23 protein-coding genes are annotated in these 24439 nt (G+C 48.9%); 15 read left to right on the top strand and 8 right to left on the bottom strand.

All coding sequences use genetic code 11. From position 1 onward, the window contains the following. The first annotated feature begins 12 nt into the window (after positions 1 to 12). Positions 13 to 1083: a hypothetical protein gene (locus tag CFX1CAM_RS09955; RefSeq protein WP_087862877.1), complete on the top strand. Its 1071-nt coding sequence runs from the start codon at positions 13 to 15 to the stop codon at positions 1081 to 1083. A 33-nt stretch (positions 1084 to 1116) separates the two neighbouring features. Here the strand turns inward: CFX1CAM_RS09955 and CFX1CAM_RS09950 are convergent, their stop codons facing one another. Continuing rightward, positions 1117 to 2298, bottom strand: a complete 1182-nt coding sequence (locus CFX1CAM_RS09950; RefSeq protein ID WP_087862876.1) for an SH3 domain-containing protein — start codon at positions 2296 to 2298, stop codon at positions 1117 to 1119. Between the two features lie 148 nt (positions 2299 to 2446). Between CFX1CAM_RS09950 and CFX1CAM_RS09945 the strand changes: the two genes are divergently transcribed. Further along, the gene (locus tag CFX1CAM_RS09945; RefSeq protein ID WP_087862875.1) at positions 2447 to 3502 is read left to right on the top strand and encodes a type 1 periplasmic-binding domain-containing protein; all 1056 of its coding nucleotides are present in this window, start codon (positions 2447 to 2449) and stop codon (positions 3500 to 3502) included. Here the strand turns inward: CFX1CAM_RS09945 and CFX1CAM_RS09940 are convergent. Continuing rightward, positions 3492 to 4163, bottom strand: a complete 672-nt coding sequence (locus CFX1CAM_RS09940; protein WP_087862874.1) for a sugar transferase — start codon at positions 4161 to 4163, stop codon at positions 3492 to 3494. The two genes, CFX1CAM_RS09945 and CFX1CAM_RS09940, sit on opposite strands and share 11 nt — an antisense overlap. Positions 4164 to 4247: 84 nt before the next feature. On the opposite strand from CFX1CAM_RS09940, the gene CFX1CAM_RS09935 reads away from it, so the two are divergent. The 8 genes from CFX1CAM_RS09935 to CFX1CAM_RS09900 all read left to right on the top strand — a co-directional run bounded on the left by CFX1CAM_RS09935 (position 4248) and on the right by CFX1CAM_RS09900 (position 12984). Next, positions 4248 to 4934, top strand: a complete 687-nt coding sequence (locus CFX1CAM_RS09935; RefSeq protein ID WP_087863276.1) for a response regulator transcription factor — start codon at positions 4248 to 4250, stop codon at positions 4932 to 4934. Between the two features lie 2 nt (positions 4935 to 4936). Next, the gene (locus tag CFX1CAM_RS09930) at positions 4937 to 6361 is read left to right on the top strand and encodes a sensor histidine kinase (RefSeq protein ID WP_087862873.1); all 1425 of its coding nucleotides are present in this window, start codon (positions 4937 to 4939) and stop codon (positions 6359 to 6361) included. A gap of 329 nt (positions 6362 to 6690) precedes the next feature. After that, positions 6691 to 8157, top strand: a complete 1467-nt coding sequence (locus CFX1CAM_RS09925; protein ID WP_197687127.1) for a potassium/proton antiporter — start codon at positions 6691 to 6693, stop codon at positions 8155 to 8157. 291 nt (positions 8158 to 8448) lie between these two features. Then, positions 8449 to 9351 carry a 1-acyl-sn-glycerol-3-phosphate acyltransferase gene (locus CFX1CAM_RS09920; protein WP_157891844.1) on the top strand — a complete coding sequence of 301 codons (903 nt, stop codon included), beginning with the start codon at positions 8449 to 8451 and terminating at the stop codon, positions 9349 to 9351. 311 nt (positions 9352 to 9662) lie between these two features. Beyond that, positions 9663 to 10895 (top strand): class I SAM-dependent RNA methyltransferase, encoded by a 1233-nt coding sequence (locus CFX1CAM_RS09915; RefSeq protein WP_087862870.1) that lies wholly within the window; start codon positions 9663 to 9665, stop codon positions 10893 to 10895. Between the two features lie 351 nt (positions 10896 to 11246). Further along, a complete protein-coding gene (locus tag CFX1CAM_RS09910; RefSeq protein WP_087862869.1) occupies positions 11247 to 11687 on the top strand; it encodes a LytTR family DNA-binding domain-containing protein in 441 nt (146 codons plus the stop codon). 10 nt (positions 11688 to 11697) lie between these two features. Next, positions 11698 to 12171, top strand: a complete 474-nt coding sequence (locus CFX1CAM_RS09905) for a DUF3021 domain-containing protein (RefSeq protein ID WP_087863275.1) — start codon at positions 11698 to 11700, stop codon at positions 12169 to 12171. A 108-nt stretch (positions 12172 to 12279) separates the two neighbouring features. Next, complete coding sequence (locus CFX1CAM_RS09900) at positions 12280 to 12984, top strand: MBL fold metallo-hydrolase (RefSeq protein ID WP_087862868.1); 705 nt, start codon at positions 12280 to 12282, stop codon at positions 12982 to 12984. Between the two features lie 813 nt (positions 12985 to 13797). On the opposite strand, the gene CFX1CAM_RS09895 is transcribed toward CFX1CAM_RS09900, so the two are convergent. The 5 genes from CFX1CAM_RS09895 to CFX1CAM_RS09870 form a co-directional block, all read right to left on the bottom strand. Further along, a complete protein-coding gene (locus CFX1CAM_RS09895) occupies positions 13798 to 14628 on the bottom strand; it encodes a tetratricopeptide repeat protein (protein ID WP_087862867.1) in 831 nt (276 codons plus the stop codon). Between the two features lie 48 nt (positions 14629 to 14676). Further along, positions 14677 to 15102: a hypothetical protein gene (locus CFX1CAM_RS09890; protein ID WP_087862866.1), complete on the bottom strand. Its 426-nt coding sequence runs from the start codon at positions 15100 to 15102 to the stop codon at positions 14677 to 14679. Between the two features lie 89 nt (positions 15103 to 15191). Further along, positions 15192 to 16232: a L,D-transpeptidase gene (locus CFX1CAM_RS09885; RefSeq protein WP_087862865.1), complete on the bottom strand. Its 1041-nt coding sequence runs from the start codon at positions 16230 to 16232 to the stop codon at positions 15192 to 15194. 18 nt (positions 16233 to 16250) lie between these two features. Further along, positions 16251 to 17285, bottom strand: a complete 1035-nt coding sequence (locus CFX1CAM_RS11535) for a L,D-transpeptidase (protein ID WP_173745460.1) — start codon at positions 17283 to 17285, stop codon at positions 16251 to 16253. 2 nt (positions 17286 to 17287) lie between these two features. After that, the gene (locus CFX1CAM_RS09870; RefSeq protein ID WP_087862863.1) at positions 17288 to 18145 is read right to left on the bottom strand and encodes an N-acetylmuramoyl-L-alanine amidase; all 858 of its coding nucleotides are present in this window, start codon (positions 18143 to 18145) and stop codon (positions 17288 to 17290) included. A 257-nt stretch (positions 18146 to 18402) separates the two neighbouring features. Between CFX1CAM_RS09870 and amrA the strand changes: the two genes are divergently transcribed. Next, on the top strand, positions 18403 to 18966 hold the full coding sequence (amrA, locus tag CFX1CAM_RS09865) for an AmmeMemoRadiSam system protein A (protein ID WP_157891843.1): 564 nt from the start codon (positions 18403 to 18405) through the stop codon (positions 18964 to 18966). A 131-nt stretch (positions 18967 to 19097) separates the two neighbouring features. After that, positions 19098 to 20771, top strand: a complete 1674-nt coding sequence (locus CFX1CAM_RS09860) for a DUF4153 domain-containing protein (protein WP_157891842.1) — start codon at positions 19098 to 19100, stop codon at positions 20769 to 20771. A 182-nt stretch (positions 20772 to 20953) separates the two neighbouring features. Here CFX1CAM_RS09860 and CFX1CAM_RS09855 read toward each other — a convergent pair whose 3' ends face one another. Next, a complete protein-coding gene (locus CFX1CAM_RS09855; protein WP_087862860.1) occupies positions 20954 to 23308 on the bottom strand; it encodes an SLC13 family permease in 2355 nt (784 codons plus the stop codon). Positions 23309 to 23460: 152 nt separating this feature from the next. On the opposite strand from CFX1CAM_RS09855, the gene CFX1CAM_RS11770 reads away from it, so the two are divergent. Genes CFX1CAM_RS11770 through CFX1CAM_RS09840 form a run of 3 tightly spaced genes read left to right on the top strand, consistent with a single transcriptional unit; the run spans position 23461 to position 24435 of the window. Further along, positions 23461 to 23664, top strand: a complete 204-nt coding sequence (locus CFX1CAM_RS11770) for an FmdB family zinc ribbon protein (protein WP_087862859.1) — start codon at positions 23461 to 23463, stop codon at positions 23662 to 23664. 47 nt (positions 23665 to 23711) lie between these two features. Then, positions 23712 to 23999: a metal-sensitive transcriptional regulator gene (locus CFX1CAM_RS09845; protein ID WP_087862858.1), complete on the top strand. Its 288-nt coding sequence runs from the start codon at positions 23712 to 23714 to the stop codon at positions 23997 to 23999. Positions 24000 to 24021: 22 nt separating this feature from the next. Next, the gene (locus tag CFX1CAM_RS09840; protein ID WP_087862857.1) at positions 24022 to 24435 is read left to right on the top strand and encodes an OsmC family protein; all 414 of its coding nucleotides are present in this window, start codon (positions 24022 to 24024) and stop codon (positions 24433 to 24435) included. Positions 24436 to 24439 lie beyond the last annotated feature (4 nt).

Below are 24439 nucleotides of genomic sequence, written 5' to 3'. Positions count from 1 at the left end.
GGGAGATTAAGGATGTTTTTACCGGTGTCCAGGGCAGGAACCATCAAGGAGATTCAACGCGTACGTAGGCTGAAATACCCGGGGGAAGTGCTGGTCTATGAGGGCCAGCAGGTTTTGCCCGAAGATGTGATTGCGCAAGCCAGCATGCCCGTCGAGATCCTCATGGTAGAAATTGCCCAAAGTTTGGGGGTAGACGTTCAGGATGTAAAGGAATACTTGGTGCGCGAGCCCGGTGAACAACTTCATGAGGGTGATGTCATCGCAAAAATCACCGGCACGCTTTCACGCCTGGTACGCGCTCCAGCAGATGGACGCTTTATTGGGCTTCACCAGGGCAAGGCGGTATTTGAGGTCGGGTACAGGACGATCCAGGTCAGGGCAGGGATGATGGGTGTGGTTCAGACTGTGTTTCCAGAATATGGCGCGATGATATCTGCCGCTGGCTTCTTGCTGCAAGGCGTATGGGGCAATGGTGCGATTGGATTGGGGGAATTAAAGATCGTCGAGGAAGCGTGGACCCAACCCTTGACGCCAGGCATGCTGGCTGAAAGAGGGGAGGGCTTGATGATCGGGGCAGGGTCCTGTGTTGACCCGGACGCGCTCAACTGGTACGGCAAACGCAGTTCAGGGGGATTAATGCTGGGATCAATGGCACCCGAGTTGGTATCAATTGCTACGGCGATGCAAACCCCCATTCTTGTAGTGCAGGGCTTTGGTAGCCGCCAGCCTGACGAGAGCCTGTTAGACGGGTTGACACCGTATGCTGAAAAATCCGTCAGTCTGAATGCGAGTGAGTTTGACCCATTGACCGGAATGCGCCCTGAGGCGGTTATTCACTTGAGTGATGAGGGCTTTGAGGGCGGATTCAGTGTGCAGCAGGAATTGAAGGTGGGGTTAATCGTGCGGGTGTTTGCTGAAGGATCCTGGGGCAAGGTAGGCGAAGTTTTGGATTTGCCTGAGGGCGACACTGATTTTGAGAGTGGCGTGAGACAGCCAGCGGCAGTTGTGATGCTCAATGATGGGCAGAAAATCACGGTTCCGCAGCAAAACCTGATCATCGTCGACGATGCAATTACAGGCTGACAGCCGCTTTCCACAGGTTTTAATAGGAGAACTTTAATTTGCAGGTGTTGGAACCGGGGTTTGAGTCTGCAAAAGCGAACCCAACAACCAGCCTGTCTGCTCTGGTGCCGTTCGGACTTCAAACCAGAGTGAGCCGTTCAGGGCAGTAAACTCCCCCAGAATTTCAATTCGGTCGGCGTTATTCGCATAGCCAATAACTTCTGCGTTGAAGTTGGGTTCTTTACGGATGACGGCGCCTGTCTCCGATTTAACCACACCCCATTGCGTTGTGGGTTCAGATGTTGCTGTTGGCAAGCCGGTGGGCGCCAGGGTCGGTGCGAGGGTCGCTGTGGGTGGAATATCGGTTGGCGTCATGGTATTTGTTGGGACAGGTTTGGTCGGCGCAGCGGGGCTGATAGACGCTATCACCCTGTAGGTGGCATTTGGCAGCCCGGTCGGCGCGACGGGGACCTGATTCACAGAGAAATTCAAGCCCACGCTGCTTACGGCCAGGGTGATGGCCAGGACGGTGATCACCACAAGCCAGCCCAGCGGTTTCTTCGGAGGAAAACCAAAAACAATGAAGGCAAAAACTGCAAACAGGAATGCCAGCCCCAAATGCTCCAGGCTAACAAAAAGTGCTCCTGACCAGTAGGTCAATCCAAAACCGATCACAGCAAAGGGCACCACTACCATATAGGAAAGCAGGACGCCTAATCCCTCAGGGATTTTTCCTTTCCTGATTAAAGTCAGTGCGCTAAAAAACGCGCTTATGGCGACGAGCGCTATATCAAGCCAGTAGGGAGAGGTAAAGCGAAAGAGTCCTAAGGCGTCGGGATATTTAAATGGCTGGAATAAACCTGCCAGGATGCCTGCGGCAAAGGAGAGCAGAATCAACAGCAGCGTACTGACCAGCGCCTTGACTGCGTGTTTGGCGTTGAGAGTCAGCGGATAGAGTGCCAACCCAAACAATGGCGTCTGAAACGGAAAGACCACGATAGCGACGACCAACAGCGCCAGGTTTTGAAGGTAGAACGCACATCCAAGCGTAACCGCGCCCAGCAATGCCCGAATAAAAAATGCGGGTGTGGGTGTGGTGAGTTTGATGAGGGAATCGAGCAGGATTTGCTGTTCCGCCAGCGAAACGGATCGGGGTTGGCGGCGGATGTGGCGTTGTCGTGCCGGGGGTAAATCGTTGATATCGTTCGGAAGGGATTCACTGCTGGGTAAGCTCATAGACATTCACCCTTTGGCGTTGTTGAACCGATTGCGCATCTTTGCGTTTATTGATTAATTATAATACACCAGCCTGTAATTAAAGATGATCGACCATTGCATTAATCTTTGTGTGAATTTTAATGTTTGCTGCGGTAAAATTAAGGTAATGATAAAGTTAAAATTTGCTTTTCAAAATTTATTTTTGATCTTTTGCGTTGGTTTAATGCTGAGTGTGGCTGGCTGTGCGCCCGCTGTACCAATCGTTGATCAGCCCACAGAAGAGCCCCTGGTCGACACGCCCGTCTCCCCTGTTTTGGAAGTCACGACGCCCTCGCCCATCCCTGAGGCTTTGCCAACAGTCTTACTGATCACGGGGACTGAAGTTGATCCTTTTATGGTCTCCCAAAGCGAGGATATGCTGGAAAAATTGGCAGAAGAAGCATCCATGCAATTTGCAAAGCTTGAGGGCTTGGAACCCGAGATGCTGACACCGGAGGTTAAAGTGGTCGTCGGTGTTGGTCAGGACCTGGATTTGAACACCCTGGCAGTCAACTATCCGGGTATTGCCTTTGTGGCGATTGGTAGTGCAACCGCATCCGTAGCCGATAACGTCAGTGTGATTGGAAACCCGGCTGTTGAAACGCGACAGAAAGCCTTTATGGCAGGATATTTATCAGCAATAACCTCGTCTGACAATAAAATCGCAGCGTTGATCGCTGAAGAAAACCCTGCCAGGGATTTGCTGGCAGAAAGCTATGAAGTCGGGGCACGTTTTTTCTGTGGCATCTGTCACCAGGTGTTTCCGCCTTATGGCACCTTTCCGCAGTGGGAAGCCGTATCTACCTCTACTTTAGCTAACGATTTCAGAGCTATTATTGATCAGTATTCCAATATCGCTGTTGAAATCATGTATGTGGATGGCGATTTGGCTTCACCCGAATTATTTGCTTACTTGGAAGAGGTTGGCATCAAAGTGGTCAGCGATCGCAGTCCGGACCTACCTCGAAGTAACTGGATCGGCACAATCGCCGTCGATCCAGCCCCGGCACTGGAAGCCATCTGGCCGGACCTCATTGCGGCAGGGGCTGGCAAGCAGGTTCCAGCATTAATTGTGCTGACGGACCGACACAGCGGATTATTATCTGCAGGGCGCTACCGCTTATTTGAGGCGATGACGACAGACTTACAATCAGGCATGGTTTCAATTGAAATCACGCCTTAGGTTGATGTTCGCTTGATGAAGGTTCACCCGTTTCGGGTGGATTGCCGAAAAACGGTTCTGCCGTTGCCTGTCCGGGCTGAGATATGCCCTCTCGGCGCAGTACTTTAACAACCGTCAACAGGATCGTTTTTAGATCCAGCCAAATTGACCAATGGTCAACATACCAGACGTCCAGGTCGAATTTCTCCTGCCAGGTGATGACATTACGGCCGTGGACCTGTGCCCACCCGGTGATACCTGGAAGAACCTCGTGACGGCGGAACTGGTGTGGGCTGTACCGATCCAGATACTCAACCAACAACGGTCGCGGCCCGACGATGCTCATCTCGCCTTTGAGAACATTGATCAGTTCGGGCAATTCGTCGAGGCTGGTGGCACGCAGGAAACGGCCAAATTTTGTCAGACGTTGGGCATCCGGTAAGGGATTCCCGTGCTCGTCTGCTCGATTGTGCATTGTTCTGAATTTATAGATGGTGAAAATCTGGCCCTGGTAGCCCGGGCGATTCTGCTTAAACACGATCGGAGGTCCGTATTGGATGACCACAATCATGCTGATGATCAAAAATAACGGAGAAAGCACGATTAATGCAGGAAATGATATAATAATATCTAGAACCCGTTTGATAACGGGGATGCCTCTAGGCAATAAAACACATGTCATGATTAATTAATTTTACCAAACAAATCAAATGAGATCGATTACCTGATGAACAAGAAGCGATCATGAAAAAGGAAAGGAAGAATGATGGACGAGAGAATCTTGATTATTGAAGATGATGAGGAGATCCTGCGTGTCTTAAACCGAGTCCTGACCTATGAAGGCTACCTGGTCGATACAGCATTGACCGGCAAAGCGGGCCTTTTATTGGCCAGTGAGCAGCGGCCGGACCTGGTGATTCTAGACCTGATGCTCCCCAACATCGACGGATTGGAAGTTGGTCGCCGTTTGCAGAAACTGGGGAACCAACCCATCCTGATTTTAACCGCCAAGGACAGCCTGGAAGACCAGGTGAAGGGTTTGGATTCTGGTGCAGATGATTACATGGTCAAACCCTTTGAAATGGATGAATTGCTGGCTCGGATTCGCGCCTTACTCCGCAGGACGGCTGCTGACCGGATCAAAATCCTGGAATTTGAAGACCTTGTTCTGGACAGCGGAACGCATCGCGCAAAGCGTGGCGATCGTGAGATTGTGTTGACAGCGAAAGAATTTGATCTTTTAGACCTGTTCATGCGCCACCCCAGGATGGTTATGTCGCGCGAAGTAATTTTTGACAAGGTTTGGGATTATGATTTTGGGGGAGAGAGTAATGTTTTAGATGTTTACATCCGTTATCTGCGTCAAAAACTTGAAGCTGGCGGCGAACCCCGCTTAATCTACACGGTTCGTGGCGTGGGCTATGTTATGCGAGAGCCTGAAGTTCAACCATAGCGATGTCACTGCGGCTGCGTTTGACATTAGTGTATTCTGGAATGCTGAGCGGGTTTATTGGCTTGCTCAGCATTCTTATTTATGCTTTTGTCAGCATGCTGTTTGTGAATTTTATTGATGATTATCTTGAGGACAATGCCAACCTGATCATCTCTCATTTGCAGGCTGATTCGACTGGCAACCTGATCGTTGGATCTGATCTCCTGCTGCTCTCTGATGATGTTTTTTTTCAGATCTGGTCAGCAGACCTTCAGTTGATTGCCAGGTCGGAAAATGCGGCACAGCTGACACATGCCCTGGACCCGGTTTCCCTGGGTGAACAGGTTGTCCAGTTCAATGAAGTTGAGATCGATGGGGAGTACTTCCGAATTCTGTCAGTCCCCCTGAAGGTTGACAACCAGCCCAGCGGATGTCTTCAAGCCGGCCTGGAGCTGGGCGAAATACGCTTCACATTGAAATTAATTAAAATTGCTTTCCTGGTTTCTGCGATCTTTGCGATTTGTGTCTCGATTGTGTTAGGGTGGATTGTGATCGGCCATGCCTTATCTCCACTGGCAATCATGGCTGATATTACCAATCGGATTACCAGCACCAATGACCTTTCTCAAAGAATTCCGTTGTCAACCGGATCGGGTGATGAGATCAATGCTTTGGCTTTAAACTTTAACCAAACCTTCGTACGACTTGAGCGTTTATTTGATTCTCAAAGACGGTTTTTAGCCGATGTGAGCCACGATTTGCGCACACCGTTGACGGTCATTAAAGGCAATGTGGGGCTCATGCGCATCATGAAGACCTTTGATGAAGATTCACTGAATACCATTGAAAAAGAGGTGGATCGCTTATCAAGGTTGGTGGGAGACTTATTATTAATGGCTCAGGCTGAAGCAGGCAAACTGCCCCTGACCATTGTCGAAGTTGACGTTGGAGAGATCCTTCTCGAAGTATTTGAAGAGATGAATGTCATTTCAGGCGGAAAACATGCACTTCACCTGGGTGATTTTGACCAGGCGCGGGTGTATGGAGATCGTGATCGTTTGAAACAGGCGTTTTTGAACCTGGGGGCTAATGCTATCAATTACACGCCCGAAGGCAAACGCATTGAACTCCGTTTGATCCAGCATGAGGATTGGGTTGAATGCGTTGTGCGCGATGAAGGCCAGGGAATTCCAAAGGAAGAGCTTGGACTCCTTTTTGAGCGATTTAGCCGCGGTGAAAAATCGCGCACTCGGTATGAAAATCGGTCGGGTTTTGGTTTGGGTCTGCCCATCGCCTATTGGATTGTGCGCAATCACAAGGGACGCATCGATGTGGAAACACAGGAGGGTGTGGGAACGGTTTTTACAGTCTGGCTGCCAAAGACCCAGGACGAGGAATCCCATCCACCCTTAAGGGGGGTATCACCGGGCGTAAACTATCCATCATAGACTCAGCGAAAGCTGCTGCTGGTTGTATGTAGCATGACTGGTAATTGCTGGAACTCATTCCTGCATGAAGACTTTGTCATGGGTTTTCTTGGTGTGCCCTTGTAGGGTACAGGGAGTGCTTCGCGAAGGTTTGCTCCTTCAAATGACTGAATTTTAGGACCAACTAATTTTCATCACTTTCGTTTTGGCATTTGCACCATCGTTGATCTTAGGGTACATTATTAGCTTTGATTTGGATAAAAACCTTGCGTGGATAAAAAAAGATATCTGCTGGTATGATTGAAAAACATTTTTAACCACTGATCGCGCCCTGATAGATTGATGTTATTATGGAAATCACTGTTTATGTCGTCGTTGCTGTACTGTTGTCGTTGAGCGTCTTTTCCAGTAAGCTCTCTGATCGCTTTGGAATCCCGGCAATCCTTTTGTTTTTAATCCTGGGCATGTTAGCCGGGTCGGAAGGGATTGGGGGCATACACTTTGATGACCCAAACCTTGCGCAGACGCTCAGCATATTTGCATTTGTGTTGATCCTGTTTTCAGGCGGCTTTCATACGAAGTGGAAGGACTCCCGCCCGGTGATGATTGAAAGTTTTTCACTGGCGACCGTCGGTGTTCTGTTAACTGCAGTGATTGTGGGCTTGTTTGCCTGGCGCGTCTTGGGGTTGACCTTGCTTGAAGGGTTGTTGCTGGGGTCAATGATGTCATCGACGGATGCCGCGGCTGTTTTCTCAGTCCTGCGCTCAAAAGGTGTCAGCCTTAAGGGCAACTTAAAACCCCTGTTGGAGCTTGAATCCGGCAGCAATGACCCTATGGCGATGTTCCTGACCATCGGGTTAATCGAGCTGATTAAAAACCCCGCATCTTCGTTGTTTTCGATGGTTTTGCTTTTCTTTCAGCAGATGGTCATCGGCGCGATTTTAGGTTATTTGATGGGGCGGCTCGTCGCGCTGATCCTCAACCGGATTAAATTGGGCTACAATGGACTTTACCCGGTTCTTAGTTTAGGATCGGTGTTTCTCACCTTCTGGATGGCTTCACTGATTAATGGAAGCGGGTTCCTGGCTGTATTTATTATGGGCATCGTGATGAACACGGTTGACCTTGTGCATAAACGAACGCTACAACGTTTTCATGATGGCATTGGATGGTTGATGCAAAGCGCCCTGTTTCTATCTTTAGGGCTATTTATCTTTCCGAGTCGTTTAATCCCTGTTTTAGGGGTTTCCTTGTTAATTTCCCTGGTGTTATTCTTCATTGCCCGCCCTTTGAGCGTCTTTCTAACCCTTATTCCAAACGCGATGAGCATTAAGGAAAAAGTGCTCATTTCCTGGGTGGGCTTGCGCGGGGCAGCGCCGATTATCCTGGCGACATTTCCGATGGTTGCGGGCCTTGAACAATCGGACCTCTTTTATAACGTCATCTTTGTTGTGGTTCTCACTTCGTTGTTGATTCAAGGAACATCGTTGCCCTTTGTCGCTCGCTGGTTGAAACTGGATAAACCCATCATTTCGACCCCTTTGTACCCACTTGAATATCAACCCGTACCGGGAATGGAAAGTGAATTGACACGGCTGGTCGTGCAGCCGAACTCGAGGGTGATTAACCAAACCATTGACGTGCTAAATTTACCAGAACAATTTTTAATCACCTTGATCGAACGCAATCAGGACTTTATAGTGCCACATGGCGGTACCGTATTGCAAGCCAATGATACCTTGCTGGCACTTACTGATCCGAGGTCACTCAACCAGGTTCAGGAGCGGTTTAATTTTCTCCAGTTAGAAATCGAGTAAACCTTCAGCCATAAAGCCCGGATCATTTTTCGCGGGTCAAATTTGATTTGACCGTGAGGTTTGGGTGCAGGCTCTGCGGGTGAGGAGTCGATTCTGTGTCGGTTGAATTTTTCAGATGGGGTGAAAGCTAATGTTAATCCTTTGGACCTGACCAATGAGAGCTATTCCGATGATAACGTCGCCCGCGGTGAAGTTTCTTTTTAATCTGAAGGTTTTCACAAGGGGGAAAATCAACAGCACTCTTTTGAAATCAGTTGTTTTCAAGGAGGGGGTTTTATATAATGGGTTATGATGACCGATAAAACCCTGGTTAAACAAATCCAATCCGCCATTACTGATGAAATATTTTATGCATTGGGGTTGCGACGGAGCGGCGCGCTGAGACGAAGCCTCGGGTGGGTATTCGCTCTGCCTGTACGCCGTTTTTCCTGTTTGATGGCAGATGTGGATGCAGCGGTGGCGACAGGTGGATTTCCTGCTGGCTCTCAGATGATGCTGGATGCCCTTGGTGTACGACTTAAAGCGGAGGGCGTCGAGAATATTCCTCGCTCCGGTCCGGTGGTGATCCTGGCGAATCACCCCGGCGCCTATGATTCGATCGCCATTGGGAGTTTGATCTCGCGCACCGACCTGAAGGTGATTGTGGCTAAAGCGCGGTTCTACCAGGTCTTGCCGCATATTCACACGTATCTGTATTATGCCAGCCAAGAGCGTTCAGAGAGTATGATCGCCTTGCGCCAGGCTGTTCGGCATCTGCAGAGCAACGGTGCATTATTGCAATTTGGCTCTGGATTGATCGAGCCTGAACCGGCGCTGTACCCCCTGGATGAGCCTGTGTTTGAGCGTTGGTCACCCAGTATTGAGATCTTCTTACGCAAGGTGCCGGGCTTGAAGATCGTTCCTACGATTGCTTCGCATGTCCTCCTGCGGCGATTTGCCGAACATCTCTTGACCCGGTTGCGCCGTAAGCCGATGGATCAGCGCCGCCTGGCAGAATTTATGCAGGTGATGCAGCAGCTTGTGTTTCCAAAATCAATCGAGGCAAAGCCGCGCATCAGTTTTGGAACGCCATTTTCCCTGGCAGAGCTAAGTCCTTTGGGTGACCAACTGGAGCTGATGTCCGAGGTGCTGCAGCGAATACAGGCACAGTTGTCTTATCATTTGCAGCGCTTTGACTTCGAAACGGCGACCTGATTTTTAGCCGGCGTGAAACACTGCCTTGTCAGTTATACAGGCTTATGTTAATATGAATTCGACGGGATTTTTTGCAACTGACCCACAATCTTTCGGAAATGATCAACCCAATGAGCCCTCTGTTTATTCCTGTCGCATGGCTCATATGGGTAAAACCCGGATGCGTCGCAGTGATGCGTCACTGGAAGCCTTCGATCCGTTTTTTGCCGAGATGTAATGACGGGTCACCTTACTAAGTCATTGACCCGGTCTGCTAACCTCTTTTGACCGGATCTTATTTTGTCAAAACAAGCAAAGAATAAAGTGCGATCATGGCAGATATGTTTGAAATAACCTTCGAAAAAATGGTCTCGGGTGGGGATTGTATGGGTCGATTGCCCGATGGCCGCGCGCTCTTTGTGCCTTTTGTGTTGCCGGGGGAAACCGTCCGCGTAGCAGTGGTGGACGAGAAGAAACGCTATGCCCGGGGGTGGCCGGTTGAGGTTTTATCTCCCTCACCGGAGCGGATTGCCCCGCGCTGTATTCATTTTGGTGAGTGTGGCGGATGCCAGTATCAGCACCTGGATTATGAATCCCAATTGCGCTTGAAAGAAGCTTTATTGCGCGACCAGTTTCAGCGCATTGCAAATTTGGAAAATCCACCGATCCAGCCGATGGTGCCCGCGCCCAACCCCTGGAACTACCGCAATCATGTTCAGTTTCATCTCAGCCAGGCGGGTGAGCTGGGGTTTGTGCATGCGGATGGCGAGCACCTGCTGGTGATTGAAGAATGTCATTTGCCACAAACGGGGATCAATACGCTCTGGCCTCAACTTGATTTTGGCGCTGAATCAGGCGTATATCGCCTGGGGGTGCGCCAGAACAGCTTTGAAGACATCATGCTAATTTTGGAAGGTGATGATCCACAAGCGCCCGAATTTAGCGAGGATATCCCGGTCTCGGCGGTGTATACACCGCCGGAGGCACGCTTAACCGTCCTGGCAGGGGATGATCACCAGGTGTTTACCCTGCTCGGGCGACATTTCCAGGTGTCTGCCCGTTCTTTTTTCCAGGTGAACACGCCCATGGCAGAGAAAATGATCACGTACCTGCTGGAAAATATATCCATGACACAATACATGCAAGCCGTTGAGCTATATGCCGGCGTGGGCGCGTTCAGCGCGTTTATTGCGCCCAGGGTTGGACATCTCACTGCAATTGAGAACTCAGGCAGCGCCTGCCATGATTTTGCGGTCAACCTGGATGAATTTGACAACGTGAGCCTGTATGAAGCCGAGGCTGAAGCGGCACTGCCGGCGCTGGACATACCGGTTGACCTGTTGCTGATGGATCCGCCGCGCGCCGGGCTGACACCGGCAGTCCACGATGTGCTGGCTGAGCTGCTGCCTGGACAGATTGCCTACATCTCCTGTGACCCAGCCACCCTGGCACGCGACGTTAAACGTATTCTTCAACGTGGCTATCACCTTCAATCGGTGACCCCTTTTGACCTCTTTCCGCACACAGCACACGTGGAGAGCGTAACATTGATGTCACGAGTTTGAAACGACACCTTAGAAATGGCTTAATTTCTGGAATTTGTGAGGTCGGTTGAAAACATCAACATTTAATCTGCATCTGAAAAACAACTTTCTTTAGAAAATTTCACATCAGTAAACCTGAAAATTTAAAGTCGTCTCAGGTGTTTCTGGTGTGGTTGAAATTGTTCAGAACTCCGCCTTTTAAAATAATTACGAAATCACTTTTTTGTAAGCACTGATTAAAATTTATCCTTCTACATTCAGTAATTTAGCGGTCATAATTGACCACTTATCTGTGAAATCAGACCACCTGTAAAAAAAAGGTTGAATGTCTAACCCTGCTGGCTATAATGTAACACATAAGGAGATGAGAAAATGCAAATTGAGATCGTAGAAGATGAAAATTGCAAGGAACTTAAAATAATTATTGTTACCCAAAATATGTCAAATGAAGTGAATGAAATTATTAAGAAGTTATCGGATGAATCGCCACAAATATTACTTGGGTTTCGTGATGGGGCTGCCACAATCTTGAACGAAGCTGAACTCTATCGGATTTACTCGGCAAATGGCAAAATATTCGCCGTTACGGACCATGGCGAATACACTTTGCGTTTGAAATTGTATGAACTTGAACAGAAGCTGGATAAAGCCACTTTCGTGCGCATATCAAATTCGGAAATTATTAATATTAAGAAAGCTAAAAAATTTGATCTAAGCTTTGCCGGTACGATCTGTATTAATTTAGTTGATGGCACAAGGAGCTATGTTTCCAGACGGTATGTCTCTAAAATTAAACAATTATTAGGAATATGAGGTGAAAAACATGAAAAAGCAAGCATTATTACGCGGTCTATTAGGTTTTCCATTGGGGATCGCTCTGAATTGTATTTTAGCATTGATCATTTCCTTAATTAAAGGAGATGGGCACTTTTATCCCTGCGTCCCCACATTGGTTGAAAGCGTTGGAAGCGAGATATGGGCGGTAACAATACAGGTTGCATTAAGCGGGTTGCTCGGAGCGTCTTTTGCGGCTGCTTCTGTTATTTGGGAAATTGAGGATTGGAGCATAGCCAAGCAAACGGCGACTTACTTTTTTGTCACCGCCATTGCGATGCTCCCGATCGCATACCTTACCGAATGGATGGAGCATACACTCATCGGTTTTTTGATCTATTTCGGGGTTTTTCTGGTGATTTTCTTTGTAATCTGGTTATTTCAGTATTTTTATTGGATAAGAAAAATTCGAGCACTGAATATGAAAACCAATCATTACAATTTGAATGACCGGTCGCATTGATTGTGGATAGCGCATGGTTTGGAACCGTATCGCCTGGCATTAAGCCTTGCCTTTACAATCTGTGCAGAAATGATCTTAAATTATTTCACCATGTGAGGAGCAATCATTGTGTCACCAATTAATAAAACAGAAGTTGGAAAAATCATAATAACAAGATTGTCAAGGGCTTCCTGGTTCATGATAGAAACTGATAACAAGATTCTGCACTTTGATCCGGGGTATGCAGGTTATTTCCAAAATCAGAGAATACCATTGGATGAATTAAAAAAGAAAGCGGATATTGTTTTTGTTTCACATTGTCATAAAGATCATCTTCAGCAAGAAGCGCTTAATAGGATTATCAAACAAGACACGGTCATTGTTGCACCAATAAAATGCGCAAGCAGAATAAATTCTAAGAATTTAAGAATCGTTCAGCCGGGGGATTCTTTGGAATTCACTGAGATTGGGATCACGGTTGTGAATGCATATAATACCCAGGAGGGACATTCAACCAGAAAAGTTCACCATAAAGGCGATTTTGTTGGATATTTAATCAATCTTAAGGGTAAGTCACTCTATTTTGCCGGAGATACTGATTTAATTCCTGAAATGAAAGATCTCGGCAAAGTTGATATTGCGTTCCTTCCCATTGGTGGAACTTTCGTAATGGACATTGAGGAAGCCGTTGCAGCAGTTTGCGTCATTGACCCAAATATCACATTTCCCATGCATCAATCCAATGAGAATCTGCAGATTTTTAAAAGTGCGGTGAAATCCAAATCTGGGTCAAGAGTAGTTACTCTTGAAGTTGGAGATAAAACAACTGTGTAAACCAGGGTCAATACTCAGCGTTTGGTCATATGAGCGTGAAAACCGGCATTCACCAGTGGTTGAGCATCTTTATGTCGAAATTAACCGCATGGGATGATGTGGTTTAACCCCGAAGCTGTGGGCTTGAAGATGACAAGATGCACCGAAAGCCTCCTTGAGAATACTGTGTTTCTGGAACTGTAACGACGTGGCTATCGAGTATTTGCGGGAATGCGGGAGATAACCAGATCGATTTCATCATTAGAAAAGGTCAGGGCATGGCGTATGTCTAAGTGATTGCTTCTCTGGAAAACGAAAAAACAAGGGAACATGAATTTCGCAGTCAAAAGGCAATCTAAGGCAACTCCTCAAAACATGTACTGACGCTGGATCGACTGGGCTGATCCGAAGGAGGGATTATGCAGGTAAATCTAATTGGTTTCCTGCTCGGCAGACAACTGATCCTGGTTGAATAATCACCAAACCAGTCATCCATCTGAGGTTTTCGCGCCTTCTCGAGACGGTCGTATTGATGCTAAAGGAAAAAGATTGAGGATTTGACGAGTCCTTATACATCAATGCTTTCAGCGCATATGGATACGAGGCCCATTGAGCGAAAATTGCGAGTTTATCGCCTGTATGAAACAAGACCGTCTTTGAAGTGCTTGAATCTGAAATTTAAAAAAAGATGAACGAATTTACCGTGATATGCTTGTTTTAACAGGTTAGGAAACGCGTGCATCTGATGAGATCGGTACCACCTGAAGCGTTAGAAATCGGCACGCCCGACAATCAAATCCTGATTCCTGATTCCCAATCCCCCATTCACCACACCTAAAACAACGCTGACGCCAAATCCTTGCGGTATTGCGGTACCTCGGGGTGTGCATCTCCCAACAAGGTCAGCAGCCCAACAAAGATGTCTTTCACCTCGCCCCCTCGATAGTGGCGATCTTTGCGCAAGATGTCTAAAAAGCCGTCCAGGGCGGCGAAAATGTTTCCTCGTTTAGCCAGGCGAACGCTGTTCCTGAAAGCCGCTTCCAGGGGCTGGTCGGTTCCTGACCATTCGTCTTTGACCTCAGAAAAAGCCCTGGCGACTGGTTTGAGCTGCTGGGCGGTTGCATATTCCGAGCTGGCTGGGAAAGTTTTCAGCAATATGCCGGCAGTTTGGCCCTCACCCTGGAGGAGCAAGGCGCGGATCAACCCCAGCAGAGCGCCGGAGTGGTCAGGCTGAACAGAAAGGAATTTCCGGTAGGCTTGTTCAGATTCGCCATATTCGCCCAATTCTAACAGGCTGTTGCCCTTGGCAAACAACAGGTCTTCAGGAGCCGGTGACAGGCGACGCACAAAAGCCCGCAAGCCTTCATCTGCAGGTATGCCGGTAAATTCACCGACCACATTGCCGTCCACAAAAGCTTTTACAGCGGGGAGATTGCGGATTTTGAACCTTCTGGCCAGCTTTTCATTTTCGTCGACGTTGAGTTTAGCCAGTCGAAAACGCCCTTCGGCTTCAAGGGCAAGTGCCTCCAGCTTGGGGCTCAAAACACGGCAGGCGACGCACCAGGTCGCCCAGAAATCAACCAACACCGGTGCTTGGGTTGAATATTGCAAAACTTCGTATTCAAAATCAGATTCATCAACGTGAATGATAAAATCCGGGGTCACGATTATTCTCCTCAGCTTTATTTTACTGCGAATCTCATCCGGAGGGGGTTAATCGTCATTGGAGTTGTCAACAATCCCGGGCTGGATGACCTCTAAAACTTCGCCGTGGATGGAAATGATGATGCGAAACCCCATCATTCCCAGGTACATACGGCTCTCCTCGGGGAGGCCAATCTCTGCCAGTTTTTCGTAATGGGCATCCAGGTTTTTAAACTGGCTTTGAATGGCAGCTACGGTGAAGATATCATCCTGTCCCAGCATTTCTGCGGCTTTTGCAGATAGCAAGTCTTCATGACCTTCAACCTGTTCCTGGAAGTGAGCCCATACCTGCCGATCGACTTCCTCAGCCGAGATATGCCGTCTGAACCCATCATCATCAACAATGTAACAGGGTTCCGAACCAATCCAACCGGTTTCAACCGGATTTCCGAATTCATCGTAAACCAGGCCTTCAAAAACAGCTTTTTTACGCAAGTTGTCCTCCAAAAATTTTAATTTACGTTCTATTGAACTATAGCCCTATTGTATAAGATTTCAGTTAACCGAAATGGAGTATTGGGCGGCTATTGAATGATGACACGCGTCCCCTGATCGTCGGCAAAATAATATTCATCCGGGGGCACCGTGGGCGTTGTCCAGAGATAAATCCATTTGGCATTCTGGGGATGCAGGTTAATGCAGCCATGGCTGTGAGGTATGCCAAAGTCGTTGTGCCAGTAAGTGCCGTGGAGTGCGACGCCATCAACCGTGAAATAACTAACCCAGGGGACACCGGGCAGATCAAAGCCTGTGCCAAATTCACTGGGCAGGGCAACCATGTGCCTGCAGGGTCGCTTACGGACGGTGCGGAAGGCGCCCTTAGGGGTGGCAAACCCCCCTTCGCCCTGCCGGATACCGCTGGAAATGCGCATGGTTGTGATGACCCTCTCCCCAATCAGCGCCGTCAGGGTTTGTTTAGCCAAATCAATCACCAGTTGCTTGTCTTGATAGGGGATGTGGGGATAAAGCGCGGTGAGTTCATCGTCGGGGACCAGACGCATGCTGATGGCTGGGATATAAAATTTCGTATAGTTACGGTCATCCAACAGCTCATACCAGGCTACGCCATTTTCATCGCTCTTCACGCCGGTGACCCAGAAGGTTGAGGCGTAATAAAAACGGTACAGCCATTTGCGCTTTGTGCCCAGGGATGAATAGGCATCCACATAAGGAAGGGTAATTTCACCCAGGCAACCTTTTTCGGGTATTGTGAGCGCGGGCGTATTGACCTCCATCCTGACGGGTTGGATATGTCGTGAGTGGGTATAACCGGCGCCATCGAGTTGATACCAAACCCGATTGCCGGAAGTGTCGTCTTTCCCGGTTGTGACGTCGGTGATGCGATGGATTTGATCCTTGACCAGCTCGTTAAGGATGGCAGAACCTTCGCTGGGAACGGTATACAGCGGGGCTTGATCTTTTAGCACCCGCCCTAAAAGCTGGGGATTTCTGCGTGTGGCAGGATCAGCATCTAAACGCGAGAGCAGATTGCGCGGAAGCATTAAGCCGACCAGGGTTGTGGCACTAAGTTTTAAAAACTCTCGACGTGAAATATTAATGCTCATTGTGTTTCGCAATCCGAGTTAGTAACGAACGTTGACAACAATCCCCACATGAGACCAATTGAAAAGCCATTCTGCTTCTTCAGTGAGCATATTGACGCAGCCGTGGCTCATCGGCATGCCGAAATTATTATGCCAGTAGGTGCCATGGATGCCGTATCCCTTGTAATAGTACATGGTAAAGGGAACATTGGGTAGATAATAACCCGGACCGGCCATGTCAGCCCAGCGCAATTTGACATAAACCGCATAGGTGCCCACCAGTGTGGGCGTGTTGGGCAACCCGGTGGAGACTAAAAAGGACTGTACAACGGTGTCGCCCTCATAGGCGTACAGGCGCTGTTCTGAGAGGACGATATCGATCCAGCGCTCACCGGCGCCTGACACGGGTGGGATAACCGGCTCGGGAGTGCTGGTTGGCCAGGGGGTGGGAGTCAACGTAAAGGTGGGTGTAAAAGTGGGTGTGGCTGTAGGCGTACTGGTCGGCGTTGAGGTGGGTGTGCTGGTCGGTGTTGAGGTGGGCGTGTTGGTTGGTGTGGGGGTAAAGGTTGCTGTCGGCGTCAGCGAAGGTTTCGTAAAACCCTCAGCAAGCATGGGAGCGGCTTGTTTGGCGCGGCTCGGCGACCGGGTTGGGAACATGTCAACGGTCAGCATCAACGCGGCAAAAACCACCAGAATGATCAGGGTCCACAGCCATACCGGGTGATGAACTTCTGCAATTATCGGGGGCCGGATTTTCCCAGTTTGTGGCTCAACAAGGGTGCGAATTTCGCGGGTTACTTCCTGGTCTGGCTCGGGACGAATTGTTGAGCGCTTCTGAGCCCAAGTGATGGCAGCAATCACACGCGGATCGTCTGGGGCGATGTTGCGAGCGATTTCAAGATAGGCAAGGCTAGCATTTGGTTTTGACAATCCTCCCAGGATCAGCCAGCCCTCCAGGGACTCCGGGTTAAGGGCAACAGCTCGCTGAGCCAATCGCCGTGCCAGGGCGCGATCACCGCGCCGTAAGGCGGCTTTGCTCTCCAATAGCAATTGACTGTCCGATTGGGGTTTCATTTTCAGGGATTTTGTACGGGTTGCAACGGTTCGTTATTGAGGAAACACAGGATTCCGGCAACGATCCCTTCAGCAACCTGTTCGGTGTGTTCGGTAATCAAGGGATAATCCAGGTTCATGAACCCAGCTTCGATGATGGCAGCCATTGTGCGAATATCAATCTCATTGAAGGCATGGTAATAGGTCATGTCGTCGGTGACTGAGCCGGCGTGATAGGGTAACCCCGTAACCTCGCCATAGCGGGTAGCCAGACACTGGGTTAGCCGCTGGCTGTTAACAGCATCCCTGGCGGACAATGCTGAAGCCACTTTGAAACCGGTCGCCTGGTCGTTGATATATGCGCAGGAATCCAAATGGATAGAAACCAGAACTGCCGCCTGGTAGCCCTGCAAGCGCGGATCAAACTCCTGCAGTAAATCCACCTGATACCCCTGGTCGGCGAGCATTTTTTGAACCAATGTGGCAATCTTCAGGTTTAATTCAACTTCTGTCGTGCCATCGGGGCATACCGCGCCGGAATCAAAACCATAGTGCCCGGCAACAATGCCGATATTGTCCCAATGGGCTGAATCTTCGGAATCTGCATGTGTGCTGGCAAGAATTTCATCTTCAGCAGGATCGGGTTCAAGAACCTGTACCATCCTGGCCTGCAAGCTGCTATCGACCACGCTGCCTGGCGTCCAGATTGTGAACAGGGTTGCCGCGAGGAACGCTGAAGCCAGTACCGTTGTTAGACCACTCCAAAAGGTCAACACATGCGGTTTACGTCCCCTGGTGCGCTGATCGTGTTTCGGGGGTTCTTCATTGATCGGTTCTTCCGGAAACAGGTCTTGTTCGTCTGGTGGTGTTTGCTCGCTCATGCCATAAATATTACTATGAATCTCAAGTTTTTGATAGGAGATTATTTGAACCCAGGGTATTGAATGTCGATAGGGGCGTGAGGGTCAGCAATGGTCAACGGCAGGTTGTTAAGTTGCAGGTCATCATGTTTACCCCTGAATGCTTGCTAACCTGCAGTTAAATTATTGGCAATTGCAATTGCGTAAACAAAAAATCGGTAGTCTTTGATATGATATAGATAGTCAATCTCATTAACGGAAGCTGTGGAGAGATGAAAATGAAATTAAAACAGGAAGAACAAACGCTGTTACTGCAGATTGCACGCCAGGCATTAGAAAATGCCGTGCTCGGAAAACCCTTGCCGGAACTTGACCTGGCTCAACTTCCGTCCTCGCTGGTGGAATTGGGCGCATCCTTTGTAACCCTGACCATTGACGGACGTTTGCGAGGTTGTATCGGCACACTTGAGGCTTACCAACCCCTTGCCAGGGATGTTCAGGTGCACGCCGCCGCTGCTGGATTGCAAGACTATCGTTTTAATGAAGTTCAGCCTGCTGAGCTGCCATTGATAAAAATCGAAATCTCGGTTCTGACGCCGCCCTCTCCCCTGGATTATGATCATCCCCAGGATCTGGTTGCCAAACTCAAGCCGAGTATTGACGGTGTCATTCTACAGGATGGGTTGAAAAAAGCCACTTTTTTACCCCAGGTGTGGGAGAAACTGCCCAATCCTGAAGAATTCCTGTATCATTTGTGCCAAAAAATGGGCGTCGATGGGGATATATGGCGCAAAAAACGGCTGGAAGTGTTTGTTTACCAGGTGCTGGAATTCCAGGAATAGAAGATCAACCCCTCTCAAATGACTATCAAGGTGCGATTAACGATAAGATCGAGAGTTATTGATAGCTGTAAAGGTTAAAATCAAGGTCAATGTCCCCGACACATTAAAGTTAACCGGAAAGGCTAATAATGATGACTGAACATACACCTGAAAATCTAAAAGAAACACAGGTTCAAATCGCAACTCCTTTTTTACCCCACATCATTTCACTGATCATCATGGTGATCTTTGATCAGCTTGCCTGGGAACGAAAATTTGGATTGCAATTCTTCTTGCTGGTGCTGATGATTCTGCTGGCATTGTTTATTATGGCAAGGGTCGAGAAGAAACATATCCCCTGGCGTTCGTACTTGCTCCTGGCGCCCATTCTGCTGGGAGCGACCATGACGATATTTCAGAAGGCATCCAGCACCACGTTTTTTAATATTGTACTCACCCTTTTAGGGCTAATTCTGCTCGCAATCGCCCTGCGAAACGGACAATGGCTGGGTTACCGCATCCGGGAAGTAGCGATGGGCATATTGTTGCTGATCGAATCAATGATTGTTGACCCGATAAAAATCTTAATTGAGAATAAGCGGACTCAGAAGAAGCCCCCAGCCGGTGAGAAAAATAGAACCTGGCGAAGAATTCGACCTTTTTTCATCGGGCTGGTGATCGCCATCCCATTGCTATTGATCTTCGGGGCACTGCTAGCCAGTGCAGACCTGATCTTTCGGGAGCAACTCTCCAGCTTTTTTGATCTGTTTAAAATTGAGAACCTTGCGGAATTACTGTTTCGTACTTTTTACATCATCACCCTGGGATATTTTATGACCGGCGCTTATGTGCATACGCTTGTGAGGAGCGCAAAGGAGAAAGACATCACTCCCGACAAGCCTTTGGTGCAACCTTTCCTGGGGCATGTGGAAGCTTTTATCGTTCTTGGACTGGTGAATCTTTTATTCCTGAGTTTTATCATCATCCAATTTCGCTATTTCTTTGCCGGGCAGGCGAATATCTCCATCGAGGGTTTTACCTACGCTGAATACGCCAGGCGCGGCTTTTTCGAGTTGATCATTGTCGCTGTACTCAGCCTGGGGGTGTTTTACCTGATGAGCGCCTTCACCAAGCGGTCAACGCGCGCTACCAGGCGCACCTTTTCTGCCCTGGGCATCCTGCTGATGCTCCAGGTTGGATGCATGCTTGTCTCTGCATTTCAACGCTTGAGTTTGTACGAAGCAGCTTATGGCTTTACCACCCTGCGAGCGATGACCTATATTTTTATGATTTGGTTAGGTGTTCTGATCATCGCGGTTGCTTTGATGGAGGTTTTCAACCAGTTTAAGCGGCTGGCGCTGGTCCTTTTGATCATTTTCTTCGGATTTACGTTAACGCTGAACCTGTTTAATTTAGATCGCTTCATCACTCAGCGCAACATTGCGCATGCCCAGGCTGGAAATCCTCTGGATGCCAGTTATTTAGTGCATAATCTGAGCGTCGATAGTGTCCCAGCCTTGTTTGAGGCTGAACAAGCGTCGGAAACATCGCCTGAACTCAAAGAAGCGCTGACCGCTATCCTGGCCTGTAAATTAACCCTCCGCGATCACTCGGGACGGGAGGGTTCCTGGCCGGAATGGCATTTTTCGGAATCCACAGCAGACCGTTTGTTTGAACAACACCGCGGTAGACTTGAAAACTACCCCTTAAGTTTGAAGAGCGAAAGTTCTATCTATGAAGAAGGTGGTCAGCGTTTTGAAGATACCTATCAATACTATTATTTTGAAGTGGGTGGTGAGGAAATTTATTGCATGCCCGTTGATTGATGAACTCAGTCAAGTTTGAAGACCACCTGGGCGAAAAATCGAGATGTTTTGTTGCGGATCGTCACCAATTAGGGAAAATGGATTTCGACTGCTGACCTGGCAGGGTAAAAACTGGCAAAAATTTTAATCTGGAAGGAAGTCACTCTGCTAAACAGCCCTTAGCAGAGTGATACTTTTCGCCGTCAGTAATAGGGGAACAACAGCGGCAGCAGGAGAACACTCACCAGGATCACGATCAACGAAATTGGCAACCCGTGTTTGACGTAATCGGAAAAGCGGTAACTGCCGGGTGTCATCACCATGAGTGTGATTGGATGCGCCAGGGGGCTGATAAACGATGCAGCCAGGGCGTAAGAAATGCCCACCATGAACGGGTAGGGTGAAACGCCCAATTCAAATGCAACACTGAGGGCAATCGGTGCCATGAACACGGCTAGAACTGTGGAAGGAATCACTAATTTTCCTAAAATAACCAGTGCCATCAACCCCGCCAGCACCCAGGAAGGTCCCAGGCCACCGATTAAAGATACCAACCAGCGGCTGACCATCAGTGCTGCGCCCGTTTCCTGGATGGCAATGCCCATGGGCAGCATGGCTGCAAGCAAAAAGATCGAGCTCCAATCGATGCTTTCATAGGCGTTTTCCATGCTCAACGCGCCGAAAAGCACCATCAACGCGCCGCCCGCGATTGCTGAGATCGCAATGGGGACATTAAAGAAAACGACCGACAAAACTACTCCGGCCATGATCAACGCTGTCTGCGGCGCTTTGTTATACAAAGGGGGCTCTTGAAGGTCCATCTTCAGCACCACAAAATCGCTTTCACGCGCCATTGCTTTCAGGTTTTCAACGGTTCCAAAGCACAGCAAGGCATCTCCGTGCTGCAGGGTTAATTCGCCCAAACCACTTCTGTAAGCCCGGTCTCTACGCCAGATGGCAAGTACCGTCACGTTATACTTCCCCCTGAAATGGACGTCCCGCAGGGTCTTTCCCGCGAGTTTTGAGGTCGGTGAAAGCATGACTTCAACCATCTGCAGCGAACCGCTGGTTAATTCTTCCAAATCAACCTCAACCTTTGGCACGACCTGCACTAATTGTAAGCCACGGAAAGTGTCGATATCGGAAGGACGTCCCTCTACGATTAATACATCATCCGCTTGCAAACGAAATTCATGATCAGGCAGGTAAGCCTGAGCGCCGTCCCTGATGACCCTTAATACGGAGATCCCGTAAGCGGAGCCGAAACGGCTTTCCTGGAGAGTTTTGTCTATCAGCGATGAATTTTCAGGGATGTGTAGCGATAACAGCCGTTCATCAAGGAGATACTTAGACAAGTCCTTACTTTCGAGCTGACAAAAACCCGGGTGCTGACAGAATTCCTCAATGCTGGCTTGCGGGCCTTCGATCAATACCTGGTCGCCGGGCATTAATGCGATGTGCTGCAGGTTGGTTCTTCTGATAATATCGCTTTGCTGGATGCCAAGTACATTGACCCGATACTTATTTCGGAAATCAATCTCGTTAAGGGTTCTTTTTACAAAGGGGGATTCTGGCGTGATCAATAACTCCGCCATGGCGATTCCTTCCGACACCAAATGTTCAGCGATGGGTCGGATATCATCAATAACGAAGAGCGGCTGCTGGCAAAGCTCGTTGATTCGGTCCAGGCGCCCCAATACCAGCAGTTGATCATCATCTTTGATGATTGCGTCTGCTGTTGCCTGGATGATCTCGCCGTCTTTGCGCTTGATGCTTAATACCGTCAATCCCAAAGCCTGACCGATGCGGCTTTCGGTCAGGGTTTTTCCCGCCAGCGGGTTGCCATCCTGGATGATTAACATAGCCAGTCGCTCTTGCAAAGCATACTGATTCTGGGCAAAGCCCTCATTAATGGTATCAGCAGCGGAGAGTGCCTTGGGAGCTTGACGGAACGGAAGAAAGCGTCGCCCAATGAGGACCATGTAAGCGATGCTGATGATTAAAATAATCAGCCCACCCGGGGCAAAATCTAAAAAATTTAGCGGTTTAAGGTTGGCTTCAATCATGACCTCGCGGACAATCAGGATGGCGGAGGTGCCAATCAAAGGCATCATGCTGCCATGTAATGCGCCGTAAGCCATTGGCAGCAATAAACGCGAAGCAGGACGCTTGGTGCGGCGGGCAATATCCAGGGTAATCGGTAAAAACATGGCTGCAACGCCGACATTATTCATAATGGCGGATAATAACGCGGAGATTCCCATCAGAAAAGCCATTAACCGGCTCTCACTCTTGCCCGCTAATTTGAGCAAGCGGGCGCCAATCAGATTGGAGATGCCCGTCCGGTTAAAGCCCGCAGAAAGGATGAACATCGCCCACAGGATGACGATCGCCGGACTGCTGAAACCAGAAAGCGCCTGGGAAGGTGAAACCAGTCCGGTGAGCGCCAGCGCAACCAGGACGAATAATGCCGTTAAATCCATGGGGATCAGGCCGGTGGCAAACAAGAGAGCCGCAATAACGATGATGATGGCTAAGATGACGATCTCAGGTAGCATTGGAGCACTCCGGGATGAAAGATCATCCCTTGATGAGATTATACTCAATAATTATGCAACCCAATTTATAGATCACGGCTTCTTAATTCTTGACAAACCGATTTAAAAATAATACACTATACCCCAGTATAGTATATTGGAGAGTGAAACCTATGCCGCTTTATGCTTATCACTGTGATAATTGCGACCAGGACTTTGAGAAACTGGTGCGCTTTTCTGACCCAAACAGCAACACCCCGGAGTGCCCGGGATGCCAATCGAGGAAGACGCGCAAACGCCTTTCAACAATTGCAGCGATCAGTTCCGGGCAATCCCAAAGCGCTGGGGGTTGCGTCAGTTCTGGGCCCTTCCGTTGAGCAGGATAACATTCCTAAGACCGGTGGTCTGGAAAGAATAAATCCATATGTTGCAGACAAAAAACATCCGAGAAAAAGAACCGGTGATTCATCGCCTGGCGAGGGTGGAAGGTCAGTTGCGGGGTGTGCAGAAGATGATTGCCGACGACCGAGATTGCAGAGAGGTCTTTCAGCAGTTGATTGCCATCCGTGCTGCGGTGCAATCCGCCAGCCTGAGCTATTTACAGGGTGTGGTCAGCGAATGCCTGTTGAACATGGACGACTCGGACGACCTGGATGTTCAAAAAGCCACGATGACGGATTTAATTAAAATGTTGGGAAAACTCTCTGAGTGAAAGACATGATTAAGGAGCAATAATGGCAGCTAACACCGTATTACGCTGGATTCCGGATGGAAGACGATTCGTCTCCACCGATTCGACGGGTCACTCGGTGACTCTATCCGCACCGGGTGAGAATTTTGGCATGAAACCCTCTGAGCTGATCCTTTCGGCGCTGGCAGGTTGCGCTGCTTTCGACGTGGTGGGCATTTTGGAGAAGAAAAAAACGCCGCTTTCGTTCCTTGAAGCCAAGGTGACTGCGGAACAGGATGAAAGCGCACCCTGGGCTTTTCGAAAAATTCACCTGCATTTCCTCCTCAAAGGTGAGGGGCTGAGTGCGAAAAGCGTTCAGCAAGCGATCGATCTGTCGGAAGAAAAATATTGCTCGGTGGCAGCAACCCTGCGCGGCGTTGCAGAAATCAGCACCAGTTTCGAGATATTAGAAGGCTGATAAT

The organism is Brevefilum fermentans, from assembly GCF_900184705.1.
Classification (GTDB): Bacteria; Chloroflexota; Anaerolineae; order Anaerolineales; family Anaerolineaceae; genus Brevifilum; species Brevifilum fermentans.
Note: the sequence above shows the minus strand (reverse complement) of the source record. Positions and strands in the feature narration are given on the sequence as shown.

What these genes read in the sequence shown, in the direction of transcription:
- CFX1CAM_RS09955 (WP_087862877.1), top strand. Translation starts at nt 13, where the DNA reads ATGTTTTTACCGGTGTCCAGGGCAGGAACCATCAAGGAGATTCAACGC.
- CFX1CAM_RS09950 (WP_087862876.1), bottom strand. Translation starts at nt 2,298, where the DNA reads ATGAGCTTACCCAGCAGTGAATCCCTTCCGAACGATATCAACGATTTA.
- CFX1CAM_RS09945 (WP_087862875.1), top strand. Translation starts at nt 2,447, where the DNA reads ATGATAAAGTTAAAATTTGCTTTTCAAAATTTATTTTTGATCTTTTGC.
- CFX1CAM_RS09940 (WP_087862874.1), bottom strand. Translation starts at nt 4,163, where the DNA reads ATGACATGTGTTTTATTGCCTAGAGGCATCCCCGTTATCAAACGGGTT.
- CFX1CAM_RS09935 (WP_087863276.1), top strand. Translation starts at nt 4,248, where the DNA reads ATGGACGAGAGAATCTTGATTATTGAAGATGATGAGGAGATCCTGCGT.
- CFX1CAM_RS09930 (WP_087862873.1), top strand. Translation starts at nt 4,937, where the DNA reads ATGTCACTGCGGCTGCGTTTGACATTAGTGTATTCTGGAATGCTGAGC.
- CFX1CAM_RS09925 (WP_197687127.1), top strand. Translation starts at nt 6,691, where the DNA reads ATGGAAATCACTGTTTATGTCGTCGTTGCTGTACTGTTGTCGTTGAGC.
- CFX1CAM_RS09920 (WP_157891844.1), top strand. Translation starts at nt 8,449, where the DNA reads ATGACCGATAAAACCCTGGTTAAACAAATCCAATCCGCCATTACTGAT.
- CFX1CAM_RS09915 (WP_087862870.1), top strand. Translation starts at nt 9,663, where the DNA reads ATGGCAGATATGTTTGAAATAACCTTCGAAAAAATGGTCTCGGGTGGG.
- CFX1CAM_RS09910 (WP_087862869.1), top strand. Translation starts at nt 11,247, where the DNA reads ATGCAAATTGAGATCGTAGAAGATGAAAATTGCAAGGAACTTAAAATA.
- CFX1CAM_RS09905 (WP_087863275.1), top strand. Translation starts at nt 11,698, where the DNA reads ATGAAAAAGCAAGCATTATTACGCGGTCTATTAGGTTTTCCATTGGGG.
- CFX1CAM_RS09885 (WP_087862865.1), bottom strand. Translation starts at nt 16,232, where the DNA reads ATGAGCATTAATATTTCACGTCGAGAGTTTTTAAAACTTAGTGCCACA.
- CFX1CAM_RS11535 (WP_173745460.1), bottom strand. Translation starts at nt 17,285, where the DNA reads ATGAAACCCCAATCGGACAGTCAATTGCTATTGGAGAGCAAAGCCGCC.
- CFX1CAM_RS09870 (WP_087862863.1), bottom strand. Translation starts at nt 18,145, where the DNA reads ATGAGCGAGCAAACACCACCAGACGAACAAGACCTGTTTCCGGAAGAA.
- amrA (WP_157891843.1), top strand. Translation starts at nt 18,403, where the DNA reads ATGAAATTAAAACAGGAAGAACAAACGCTGTTACTGCAGATTGCACGC.
- CFX1CAM_RS09860 (WP_157891842.1), top strand. Translation starts at nt 19,098, where the DNA reads ATGACTGAACATACACCTGAAAATCTAAAAGAAACACAGGTTCAAATC.
- CFX1CAM_RS09855 (WP_087862860.1), bottom strand. Translation starts at nt 23,308, where the DNA reads ATGCTACCTGAGATCGTCATCTTAGCCATCATCATCGTTATTGCGGCT.
- CFX1CAM_RS11770 (WP_087862859.1), top strand. Translation starts at nt 23,461, where the DNA reads ATGCCGCTTTATGCTTATCACTGTGATAATTGCGACCAGGACTTTGAG.
- CFX1CAM_RS09845 (WP_087862858.1), top strand. Translation starts at nt 23,712, where the DNA reads ATGTTGCAGACAAAAAACATCCGAGAAAAAGAACCGGTGATTCATCGC.
- CFX1CAM_RS09840 (WP_087862857.1), top strand. Translation starts at nt 24,022, where the DNA reads ATGGCAGCTAACACCGTATTACGCTGGATTCCGGATGGAAGACGATTC.